Genomic DNA, 11040 nt, shown 5'->3' on the forward strand with positions numbered 1-11040 from the left:
CAAAAAATCGTAATATTGCATCTGTATATATAGGACAAAGAAGAATGAATCATGAAAATAATTAGCTACTCCATATTGAACACCCTCGCAAACAGATGGGCTATCGGACTGTTGCTACTGGCGCTGTTTTCATGTAACGACGCTAATGAAGAGAGTTTAGCGGCAACCGACAGTTTATCTCCCACAGCCAACTATGAGATAAAAGGTAAAGTGGTAAGCGAAAAAGATGAAGCAATCGCTTTGCCTAACATATTGATAGAAATTATTATCGAAAAGCCCAGCCTGCATATTGATTCCTTATACACTGGAAATGATGGAGGGTTTGACTGGTCGCGCCCTATAACCACTTTCAATGAAACAGCCTCGTTTTCTATTGCCGCAACCGACACCAGTGGTCGCTACGAACAAAAGAGAACAAGTATCTCCTTCACAAAAGAAGAAGTAAGTAATGCGGCTTCCTGGTTCCTGGGAGAAGGAAAAAAAGAAATAACAATCAAACTGAGAGAGAAAGAGTAATACAACTACTACTTATGAAGAAAATCCATCGTTCACTAATCAAAGGCACTAACTGGGCATTAGCCGGATTATTATCATTAGTAGGCTATTCCTGTTCAAATAACAATGAGGATGAACTGGTAGCTGAATACGGCACTCCTCATGCCAGTTATGCTATTAAAGGGAAAGTAACCAATGAGAGCCATGAGGCTATCCCTTATTTACAGGTAGAAGTTATTAAACATGAAGGAGAAGATAATTACTTCCAGGATATTGACACACTTTATACCGATAAAAACGGAGATTTTAGTTGGGAAAACACTCTCGTGTCTTTTGGAAGCGATATTAGTGTAGATGTAATTACCCAAGACATTGACGGAAATGCAAATGGCAGCTATTTGTCTGACACCACCACCGTATCTTTCAAAAGCGAAGATATGACAGGCCCCACCGGACATTGGTATTTTGGGAAAGCTGAAAAGGAAATAGCTATTGTATTAAAAGAAGAGACAAAAGAGCCGGAGGCTGAAGAGTGAAAAAGCTATCCTTGCGTAAACGTGCGGCATTAGAATTATTCCGGAGGATCAGGAAGAATAAAGTCGTCCTACACGAATTGCGTACCCTTTTCTGGGAATGTACGCTCCGCTGCAATATTTCTTGCCAGCATTGCGGGAGCGATTGCCGGGTAGTGGCCGATCAGCCGGACATGCCGGTAGAAGACTTCCTGAAGGTGGTAGACAGTATCACTCCTCACGTGAATCCCAATAAGGTTTTAGTTATTTTTACCGGAGGAGAGGCCTTGGTGCGTAAAGATATTGAAGTTTGCGGGTTGGAACTCTACCGCCGGGGCTATCCCTGGGGAATCGTGTCGAACGGTTTGTATCTTACACGTGAACGGCTCGATTCATTATTGGCTTCGGGCCTGCATTCTATTACAATCAGTCTGGATGGTTTTGAAGAGGCACACAACTGGCTCCGCTGCCATCCCAAAAGCTACGAAAAAGCGCTAAATGCCGTTCGTATGCTGGTAGAAGAAAAAGAAATTGCCTGGGATATTGTAACATGCGCCAACAAAAAGAATATTGCCGACTTGCCGGCTTTTAAAGATTTCCTGCTTAGTATAGGTGTAAAGAACTGGCGTATTTTTACGATCTTTCCGGTTGGCAGAGCATCCGAACTCCCCGAACTGCAATTAAGCAACGATGAATTTACAGCTGTTCTTGACTTTATCCGTGAAACACGTAAAGAAGGAAAAATCCACGTAAATTATGGTTGCGAAGGATTCCTGGGTGAATACGAAACGGAAGTTCGCGATCATTTCTACCAGTGTAATGCAGGGGTTAGCACAGCCTCTGTTCTGGCAGACGGCTCTATATCCGGTTGCCCCAGTATCCGGGCCAACTTTCACCAAGGGAATGTCTACAATGACAGCTTCCCCGAGGTTTGGGAAAACAGATTCAAGCCTTTCCGTGACAGGAAATGGGCAAAAAAAGGCATTTGTGCCGATTGCAAATTATTCCGCTATTGCGAAGGAAACGGCATGCACCTTCATGACGACAAGGGTGACCTTTTATTCTGCCATTACCAGCGAATTAACGAATAAGCAATACAGCTATCATTCTTTCAGGTTCCCGTTTCTATCGAATATTAGGATGAGAGCACCTCCTTGCAAGCGAAACTCCCAGCCGTTGGCATCCATTTTGTATGAGTTGAGGCTTAATTCTTCCGGGTAGTGATACCGGATATAATCTATTATCTTCTGATAAGGAGTCAATTCGCTTGTTTCGGCAGCAATGAAAGCACCTTTCATATCGAACTGGTAACCTTGTCCGTTTGTCAAGACAATATAATAGCCATAAGACACCTTGTTGTCAGCTTTACTTATCTCAGCATCCGGATCTTGTTCTTTCAAATATGAATAAATCGCGGCAGGCAATATGTCATACAGCGCCTCGGGAAAAGGACGTCCATGACCGTCTACATTCTGCCAGCTACCAGCTTCATCCACTGTAAAGTCAAAACCATTCGGGATACTAACCTCAAAGATATATTCATCCATCCAGAGAGGCGTTCTAATAGAGAGATGTTTCTCGCCTCCAAAGTAAGCATCAATAAAAGCATGGATCTGTTCACTCGGGACAACAACGCTTTGCTTTTCCGGGTCATAAACATAGGTGGTGGAAGGACCGACCCTCACCTCGTAAGCATCTCTCCCTATCCTGCTTATAGCTGTAATTTGAGCTTTCGGATAGTTGGTTTTTAACTTCCCCTGAAGGTCTTCAGGCAAAGACTCTAAGACTGCATTGGGGACAAGCATTTCTTCGTCGCCGGCAAGCCGTATCCATTCACTTACCTTGTTAAATTCCAGGTAATAATCATTTCCCAACCAAATGCAATACAAGGGGTCATAGTCGCCCGTTTCAAAGGAGCGAACAAGTGTTTTAGGCTTTTCTTCCGGAAAATGCGTTGATATAAACTGCTGTATACCGGCAGATAAGTCTTCATATTCTGATACAGCCAAAGGAGTACCGATTAATGAGCCCCATCTGAAGGCCAGACGTTGGCCGTCCGACAAGGTAATTCTTTCGCCATAATGTGTTTTAGTATAGGAGGTAACTGATTGTCCGTCGAAATCAGCATCCACTACTGTCTCTATTCCCGAGCCAACAAAGCCTTCCGGATATTCAGTCAACGAAAGCCCCTCTAAAGATGAAAGCTGTAGCCAAAGCCCTTCTTCGTCAAATTCTATCTGAATACCATTCGGGTAGGTTACAACAAACTGAGCCCCTGTTTCAGGATCAGGCGTTTCCAGTTTCATTACCTTCTCCGGTAAATCATTCTCAAACCAACTATCAAGAAAGACAGTTGCATAATAAGGCAGATTATCTTTTGATATTTCCCGGATAACATCTCCTTCGTCACTGGAACATGACATCAATAAAATGAAAGACATCAGGAATAGAATTCCGTTTTTCCCTTTTCGTATCATATCTTAATAATCTAAAGTTTACAATTCCCTTGATAATAACAAATATATGCAATATACCATGAAACACGTCTTTTTGTCTTGTAAAATAATATAAAAAGAAGTAAATTTGCTTGATAAACCTAATTGATAAATCACATGAAATACGCTCTTCTTTTCTGTTCTATTCTGCTCTTTGCACAGTTCACTACAGCTCAGTCCGTACAGCTAAATTGGGGAAGTACAGATATCCGGTACAACCAAGAAGAAATCCCTAAAGTGACACCTGCTATCCGCTGGACGGGTACGGCCTGGAAAGGTGAACGAGTAAACGGGCAAGCCGTATTATGGACGGAAGCAGGCGTTTCCGATCTTACGGTTAGCGTAAGCGACCTGAAAAACGGTGCAAACATCATTCCGGCCTCGGCCATTGAAACCAATTTCGTTCGGTACGTGATGACAGACGAACTAAGCAAAGACGGAACCACCGGATGCGGGCATCGCCCCGACCCTTCCGAATGGGATTCGTCTCTTGTTGCCGATATGTTGGACAACGTAAAGTTGTTGGACGTAAAAGCCCGCTCTACCCAACCCATCTGGATGAATGTATGGGTTCCCTCTGACGCCAAAGCCGGGAAATACAAAGGTACACTTACCATTTCAGGCAAAGACTTTTCTGCGCGGCAGCTACAAATAGAGCTAAACGTGCTGAATCATACACTTCCTGCTCCGAAGGACTGGGTATTCCACCTAGACCTTTGGCAAAATCCTTACGCAGTAGCCAGGTATTGCCAGGTGCCATTGTGGAGTAAAGAGCACTTCAACGCCATGCGCCCCATCATGAAAAGACTGGCTGAAGCCGGGCAAAAGGGTATCACTTGCAGCATTATGCACAAACCCTGGGCCGGACAAACATACGATCACTTCGACAGTATGATAGGACGGATGAAAATGCTGAACGGTACGTGGGCATACGATTATACAGTCTTCGACAAATGGGTAGAGTTCATGATGAACGACGTAGGTATTGACAAATACATCTATTGTTACACGATGATTCCGTGGGCCTTACGTTTTGATTACTACGACCAGGCAACCGCCAGCATCCGGTTTGTAGAAGCCAAACCGGGCGAAGCGGCCTATGAAGAATACTGGGGAACTTTTCTGAAAGACTTCGCCAAGCATTTACGCAAGAAAGGCTGGTTCGAGAAAGTAACCATCGCCATGGACGAACGGGGTGAAGAGGCAATGAAAGAAACAATCAAGCTAATACGAAAGGCTGACCCCGCCTACAAAATATCTGTAGCCGGATATTATCACGAATCCATCCAGTCTGAACTACATGACCTGACGATTGGTTTCGGACACAGCTTTCCAGCCGAAGTAAGGGAAGCGCGCCGGAAGGCTGGACAAATCAGCAACGTGTACACCTGCTGCGCAGAACCTCGCCCAAACACCTTTACCTTCTCACCTCCAGCTGAAGCCAGCTGGCTGGGATGGCATGCCATGGCAGGCGATTATGACGGATATCTGCGCTGGGCATACAATAGCTGGACAGAAGATCCACTGAACGACAGCCGTTTCCGTACCTGGGCTGGCGGAGACTGCTACCTGGTCTATCCCGACAGCCGTAGCAGCATTCGCCTGGAAAGGCTCATCGAAGGGATACAGGATTATGAGAAAATCCGCCTATTAAGGAAAGAATTCAACTCAAAGGGAGCAACAAGCAAGCTGAAGAAATTAAACGATGCAGTTTCTGCTTTTTCAGCAGAAAGTATCACTCCCGATAACGCTGCTGATATGGTAAATCGGGCAAGAAAAATACTGAATAGTATCTAAGTTCAAATAGGAAACGAGCAGAATCAAATGGCTCGTTACCAAAAAGAAATAGCTCCCGTTTTATTTGCAGTCAGACGGGAGCTATTTTTCATATATATCTATCGGATATTATTTCTCGCGGATGAAGATATTGATCGGTGTGCCGCTAAATTCCCAATTTTCACGAATCTTATTCTCCAGAAAACGTCTGTATGGATCTTTCACCCATTGAGGCAAATTACAGAAGAATACAAAAGAAGGAACGGCTCCGGCAGGAAGCTGCGTGATGTATTTGATTTTGATATACTTTCCTTTCCAGGCCGGCGGTGGGTAATTTTCGATAATAGGAAGCATTACCTCGTTCAGTTTGGCCGTAGGTACCCGTTTCCGGCGGTTTTCATACACCTCCTTGGCTGTTTCCAACACCTTAAATATCCGCTGTTTGGTAAGCGCAGAAATGAAAAGAACCGGAAAATCCTTGAAGGGGGCAAAGCGCTCACGAATTGTATCAATAAAATAAGTAATGGCTTTCTGGCTTTTATCGTCTACCAAGTCCCATTTATTAACACAAACGATCAGTCCTTTATTGTTCTTTTGAATCAAGGAGAAGATATTTAAATCCTGGCTTTCAACACCTCTCGTGGCATCAATCATCAAAACGCAAACATCTGAGTTCTCAATCGCACGGATAGAACGGATTACCGAATAATATTCCAGGTCTTCGTTCACTTTCCCTTTCTTGCGGATACCGGCGGTATCTACCAGGTAAAAGTTCAGTCCGAATTTATTGTATTTTGTGTAGATCGAATCACGCGTTGTGCCGGCTATATCCGTAACGATGTGCCGTTCTTCGCCAATAAACGCGTTGATCAGTGAAGATTTTCCCGCATTCGGACGTCCTACCACCGCAATACGTGGCAGTTCTTCATCCCTTTCGTCGGGCTTTTCTTCCGGAAGTAGCTCTACTACTTTATCCAGCAAATCGCCCGAGCCGGAACCATTAATGGCAGAGATGCAATACGGATCTCCCAGTCCCAAAGAATAAAACTCGGCTGAAGAGGCGTGAAGCTCGAATGTGTCGGCCTTATTTGCTACAACAATAACCGGTTTATCGGAGCGACGTAAGATATTAGCCACATCGTCATCAAGGTCAGCCATACCATTCATTGTATCCACCACAAAGAGAATAACGTCTGCTTCTTCTATTGCTATCTGTACTTGCTTATTGATTTCTCCTTCAAATATATCTTCGGAATTGATAACCCATCCCCCGGTATCAATTAGTGAGAATTCTTTTCCATTCCAGTCTACTTTGCCATATTGCCGGTCGCGCGTTGTTCCGGCTTCTTCATTTACAATCGCCTGCCTGCTTTGCGTCAAACGATTAAACAAAGTAGATTTCCCAACGTTTGGTCGCCCAACTATTGCAACTATATTTCCCATTTTATTAACGATTAATGATAAAAGATTAATGATTAACAATCAAAGAAAAGCTTCTTATTAACTGTTAATCATTATTAGTTTATCGTTTATTCCAGACGGTAACCGAACGCTCTTAATGTGTTGTCGCGGTTACGCCAGTCTTTTTCCACTTTGACAAACATTTCAAGGAATACTTTTTTGTCAAAGAAGCGTTCTATATCCTTTCGCGCTGTTGTACCCACCTTTTTGATTGATATTCCTTTGGGGCCTATGATGATTCCTTTCTGGGAATCTCTTTCTACTATAATGAGCGCTTTGATACGTATAAGATTTTCTTCTTCCTTAAACTGTTCAACAACTACTTCTACCGCATAGGGTATTTCCTGTTGATAATAAAGAAGAATTTTTTCACGGATAATCTCCGTCACAAAGAAACGGGCTGGTTTATCAGTCAACGCATCCTTCTCAAAATAAGGAGGCGAATCAGGCATCAAGGTTTCCACCCGCCGTTTTACATGATCCATATTGAAGTTGGACAGAGCAGAGACAGGTATAATTTCAGCCGTCGGCAAAATTTCCGCCCAATGCTCTACCAGTTTTTCCAGTCCGGCCTGATCTGTCAGGTCTATTTTATTTATAAGAAGTAATACGGGATAATCTACCTTTTGAACCTTTTGTAAAAACTCTTCATTCTTGTCTATCGTTTCTACGACATCGGTTACATACAGCAATACATCTGCATCGCCTAAAGCAGATTCGGAAAAATTAAGCATGGATTCCTGCAGCTTGTAATTCGGACGCAACACACCGGGTGTATCCGAGTAAACGATCTGCATGTCTTCAGTATTTACAATACCCATAATCCGGTGGCGCGTAGTCTGCGCTTTCGAGGTGATGATAGAGATCCGCTCTCCCACCAGCCGGTTCATCAGAGTAGATTTCCCTACATTCGGATTACCAACGATATTGACAAAACCTGATTTATGCTTTCTTTCCGTCATAGGCCCATTTCAGATAGATGGCTCCCCAAGTGAAACCGGCGCCAAAAGCTGTAAGGATTAGATTGTCTCCTTTCTTCAGCCTGTCTTCATATTCCCATAAACATAGGGGAATGGTTCCGGCACTGGTATTGCCATATTTCTGAATATTAATCATTACTTTATCTTTTACACCTAAGCGTCTGGCTACAGCGTCAATAATACGCAAATTAGCCTGATGAGGAACGATCCAGTCGATATCCTCTTTCTCCAGATTGTTGCGCTTTACTACTTCAATGGATACGTCAGCCATATACGTTACAGCATGCTTAAACACATACTGTCCGTCTTGGTAAACATAGTGCATATGTTTGTCTACTGTTTCATGCGATGCAGGATAAGCAGAGCCTCCGCCTTTCATATTCAGGTGTTCTACCCCTGTACCATCCGTACGCATAATCGTGTCTATTATACCAAGGTCTTCGTGCGTAGCTTCCAGCAGGACAGCTCCACAAGCATCACCAAAGAGAGGACAGGTCGTGCGGTCGGTATAGTCGGTAATAGATGTCATTTTATCTCCGGCAACTACCACTACTTTTTTGTAACGGCCCGAACGAATAAAATTAGCACCTGTTTCCAAGCCGCTCAAAAATCCGGCACACGCTGAATGCAAATCAAATGTAAAAGCATTTTTGCAACCGGATTGATGTGCAATCATAGAGGCTGCCGAAGGGAAATGATAATCGGGAGTAGTAGTCGCACAAATAAGTGCATCAACCTCTTCCGCATTTGTTTTTGTCTTTTCAAATAATTGATTGACGGCCCTTACAGCCATGTATGACAAACCAAGTCCTTTCCCCAATACCCGGCGTTCTTTAATCCCTACGCGTGTAGTTATCCACTCATCGTTTGTGTCAACCATTCGTGAGATATCTTCATTGGTCAAAATATCTTCGGGAGCGTAAGCACCTATCCCTGTAATAATAGCGTTTATCGTATCCATTTTTTAATCATCACTTAGTTACAAAAAAGCCCTAAATCGAATTTAGGGCTATTTCTTTTAGTTTGTTTCCCACATTGTGTGAGAATCAAACTTATACAGCAACTTCTTTTTCAATTGCTAACTTACCTCTGTAATAGCCGCACTCACCACACACTGTATGATAAATATGCCATGCCCCGCAATTTGGGCATATAGCCATTGTTGGTACTACAGCCTTGTCGTGCGTACGTCTTTTGGCTGTTCTTGATTTTCCTTGTCTTCTTTTAGGATGTGCCATTTTTTATATATTTAATTATTATCATTCATTATCTATCAGACCCTTCAGGGCATCCCAGCGGGGGTCTGTGGTGTCAGCAACATCATCGTCTATCGAAATACCATCGACGCTGCTGTCATCGCTGTCAAATTCTTCATCATCGTCCGTACTTTTAGTTGTATGCTTTTTCAGCTTGGAAGACATGGCTTTATTACATTTGCCGGGAGGATGCACATGCTTCATCGGCACCGTCAATGCAATAAATTCATAAATGAACCATGCCAAGTTAATGGCACCTTCATCTTCCGGAATCACAACTATTTCGTCACTTTCTTCGGCATACTCTTTGCCGAACTTTACAACCAGACGATTCTGAGTTTCTATGGGTAATTCCATATCGTCAAGACATCGGTCGCATGGCACCAGAACTGTTCCTGTTATCTGAAAATTCATTTCAAACATGACAGACGAACGTTTCACGCTCAAGTCAACCTTTACCTTTCCTCTCTGGACCTCGGTTCCGTCGATGTCCAAGAAAAACTTGTTCTCCAATAAATACTCGAATTGATGCACCCCCGGAGAAAGGTTTTTCAAATCTATCTTATATGTATCAAATTTCCCCAAAGTATTTTAGTGTAAAAACCTTGCAAAGGTACGAAAAAACAAAATATATTCACAACTATATAACTTGTTATTTTTAGACAATCTTAAAATCATCCTTTATATTTGCGTAATTCAATGCAGAAAGTCGTTCCTTTTCCCAACTCTGAATTCTTTACGAATATTTTTCCGCCATGATAGGACTCGATGATCCGCTTTACCAAAGATAATCCTAGCCCCCAGCCTCTGGCTTTTGTTGTATAACCAGGACTGAAAATCGTATCAAACTTCGACTTGTGAATTCCTTTTCCTGTATCTCTTATCTCAATCTGTATATCTTTTTTACGGATGGCAACCTGAAAAGTAATCTCGCCTTGTCCCCCCATCGCATCTACGGCATTCTTCACCAGGTTTTCTATCACCCAGGCAAAGAGAGATTCGTTCATCAACACCAATGCCGGCTCCTCCGTCAGGTGAGTATATAACTTAACCTTAGAAGATATACGGGTTTTCATATAATCCAATGCCGACAAAACAGAAAGGTTTATATTAACAGGTGTAGGATCGGGGTTAGAACCGATCTTCGAGAAGCGATCCGCAATTGTCTCCAACCGTTTCACATCCTTATCCATCTCATTTAATAAAGACGGATCCATATCTTTCGTACGCAAATATTCAATCCAGGCAACCAGTGAAGAGATGGGTGTACCCAGCTGATGGGCTGTCTCTTTTGACAAACCGATCCATACTTTATTCTGCTCAGCTTTCTTAGTACTCGACAAGGCGAAAAAAGCAATCAAAATAAATACAAAGACAGTAACCAACTGTGCATAAGGGAATATTGACAATCGCTTTAAGATAATCGAGTCGTCATAATACAAGTATTGAACAACATCATCCTCAATTTCAATAATAAATGGCGTTTTCTTTGCCTTCAATTCCTTTACCTTCTTCAGCAAAAAGGTCTCCTGATTCACTTCCGGCAGTTTTATATTATTAAAGTAAATCACACTATCATTTTCATTACACAAAATAACTGGTATTGTAGTGTTCCCTTCCAGTATTCTCAATATCAAACGAATATAATCCTCATCTTCACTCTGGCTTGTTACAACGCGATTCGCCTCTCCCCATACTTCCATCTTTTGGCGCTCTTCGTCAGCCAAGTCTTTGATCAATATATTTGATGTAATAACAGAGGCTATTGCTATTAACAAAGTCCCTAAAATCAAGAGATACTTCAAGCGTTGCCGTGATTCATATATCGTGCTCATAATACTTCCTTTCAACTAATATGAAACGAGAAAAAACGTGCATTATTGTTAATGCAAAGAAACTACTTTCCCCTAAACAAACAAAGGAGTTGTTTCGTTATATTGAAACAACTCCTTTAGTTTAGTAATAAAAACCGGCAGCTACCTACTCTCCCACAAACTGCAGTACCATCGGCGTGGTTGGGCTTAACTTCTCTGTTCGGAATGGGAAGAGGTGGAACCCCAACGCA

General features: G+C 42.7%; 11 protein-coding genes and 1 rRNA gene. 4 read left to right on the plus strand and 8 right to left on the minus strand.

Annotated elements, in window-relative coordinates; genetic code table 11:
* Nucleotides 1–51: 51 nt before the first annotated feature.
* The 3 genes from M2470_RS16475 to M2470_RS16485 are packed head-to-tail and all read left to right on the plus strand — an operon-like array spanning nt 52 to nt 2098.
* A complete protein-coding gene (locus M2470_RS16475) occupies nt 52–516 on the plus strand; it encodes a radical SAM-associated putative lipoprotein (protein ID WP_280746103.1) in 465 nt (154 codons plus the stop codon).
* A gap of 14 nt (nt 517–530) precedes the next feature.
* Nucleotides 531–1031, plus strand: coding sequence for a radical SAM-associated putative lipoprotein (locus M2470_RS16480; protein ID WP_280746104.1), 501 nt, complete (start codon nt 531–533; stop codon nt 1029–1031).
* A complete protein-coding gene (locus tag M2470_RS16485) occupies nt 1028–2098 on the plus strand; it encodes a TIGR04133 family radical SAM/SPASM protein (RefSeq protein ID WP_280746105.1) in 1071 nt (356 codons plus the stop codon). The genes M2470_RS16480 and M2470_RS16485 overlap by 4 nt, the downstream gene beginning before the upstream one ends.
* A 12-nt stretch (nt 2099–2110) precedes the next feature.
* Here M2470_RS16485 and M2470_RS16490 read toward each other — a convergent pair whose 3' ends face one another.
* Nucleotides 2111–3484, minus strand: coding sequence for a PepSY-like domain-containing protein (locus M2470_RS16490; RefSeq protein ID WP_280746106.1), 1374 nt, complete (start codon nt 3482–3484; stop codon nt 2111–2113).
* Nucleotides 3485–3619: 135 nt separating this feature from the next.
* Here M2470_RS16490 and M2470_RS16495 point away from each other — a divergent pair, with 135 nt between their 5' ends.
* Complete coding sequence (locus M2470_RS16495) at nt 3620–5299, plus strand: glycoside hydrolase domain-containing protein (protein ID WP_280746107.1); 1680 nt, start codon at nt 3620–3622, stop codon at nt 5297–5299.
* Nucleotides 5300–5407: 108 nt separating this feature from the next.
* Here M2470_RS16495 and der read toward each other — a convergent pair whose 3' ends face one another.
* The 7 genes from der to rrf all read right to left on the minus strand — a co-directional run.
* Nucleotides 5408–6721, minus strand: coding sequence for a ribosome biogenesis GTPase Der (gene der / locus M2470_RS16500; protein WP_280746108.1), 1314 nt, complete (start codon nt 6719–6721; stop codon nt 5408–5410).
* Between the two features lie 86 nt (nt 6722–6807).
* The gene (gene era, locus M2470_RS16505; protein WP_280746110.1) at nt 6808–7701 is read right to left on the minus strand and encodes a GTPase Era; all 894 of its coding nucleotides are present in this window, start codon (nt 7699–7701) and stop codon (nt 6808–6810) included.
* A complete protein-coding gene (locus M2470_RS16510) occupies nt 7682–8680 on the minus strand; it encodes a beta-ketoacyl-ACP synthase III (RefSeq protein ID WP_280746111.1) in 999 nt (332 codons plus the stop codon). The genes era and M2470_RS16510 overlap by 20 nt, the downstream gene beginning before the upstream one ends.
* A gap of 91 nt (nt 8681–8771) precedes the next feature.
* On the minus strand, nt 8772–8957 hold the full coding sequence (rpmF, locus tag M2470_RS16515) for a 50S ribosomal protein L32 (protein ID WP_280746112.1): 186 nt from the start codon (nt 8955–8957) through the stop codon (nt 8772–8774).
* 21 nt (nt 8958–8978) lie between these two features.
* A complete protein-coding gene (locus M2470_RS16520; RefSeq protein WP_280746113.1) occupies nt 8979–9560 on the minus strand; it encodes a DUF177 domain-containing protein in 582 nt (193 codons plus the stop codon).
* Nucleotides 9561–9649: 89 nt separating this feature from the next.
* Nucleotides 9650–10810, minus strand: coding sequence for a HAMP domain-containing sensor histidine kinase (locus M2470_RS16525; protein ID WP_280746114.1), 1161 nt, complete (start codon nt 10808–10810; stop codon nt 9650–9652).
* A 132-nt stretch (nt 10811–10942) separates the two neighbouring features.
* Nucleotides 10943–11040 (minus strand): 5S ribosomal RNA (gene rrf, locus M2470_RS16530); the annotation flags it as partial.

The sequence above is a fragment of the Parabacteroides sp. PH5-46 genome (assembly GCF_029892785.1).
Classification (GTDB): Bacteria; Bacteroidota; Bacteroidia; order Bacteroidales; family Tannerellaceae; genus DFXE01.

Bases quoted from the DNA above. Each gene is read 5' to 3' on its own strand.
- M2470_RS16475 (WP_280746103.1), top strand. From the start codon at position 52: ATGAAAATAATTAGCTACTCCATATTGAACACCCTCGCAAACAGATGG.
- M2470_RS16480 (WP_280746104.1), top strand. From the start codon at position 531: ATGAAGAAAATCCATCGTTCACTAATCAAAGGCACTAACTGGGCATTA.
- M2470_RS16490 (WP_280746106.1), bottom strand. From the start codon at position 3,484: ATGATACGAAAAGGGAAAAACGGAATTCTATTCCTGATGTCTTTCATT.
- M2470_RS16495 (WP_280746107.1), top strand. From the start codon at position 3,620: ATGAAATACGCTCTTCTTTTCTGTTCTATTCTGCTCTTTGCACAGTTC.
- der (WP_280746108.1), bottom strand. From the start codon at position 6,721: ATGGGAAATATAGTTGCAATAGTTGGGCGACCAAACGTTGGGAAATCT.
- era (WP_280746110.1), bottom strand. From the start codon at position 7,701: ATGACGGAAAGAAAGCATAAATCAGGTTTTGTCAATATCGTTGGTAAT.
- M2470_RS16510 (WP_280746111.1), bottom strand. From the start codon at position 8,680: ATGGATACGATAAACGCTATTATTACAGGGATAGGTGCTTACGCTCCC.
- rpmF (WP_280746112.1), bottom strand. From the start codon at position 8,957: ATGGCACATCCTAAAAGAAGACAAGGAAAATCAAGAACAGCCAAAAGA.
- M2470_RS16525 (WP_280746114.1), bottom strand. From the start codon at position 10,810: ATGAGCACGATATATGAATCACGGCAACGCTTGAAGTATCTCTTGATT.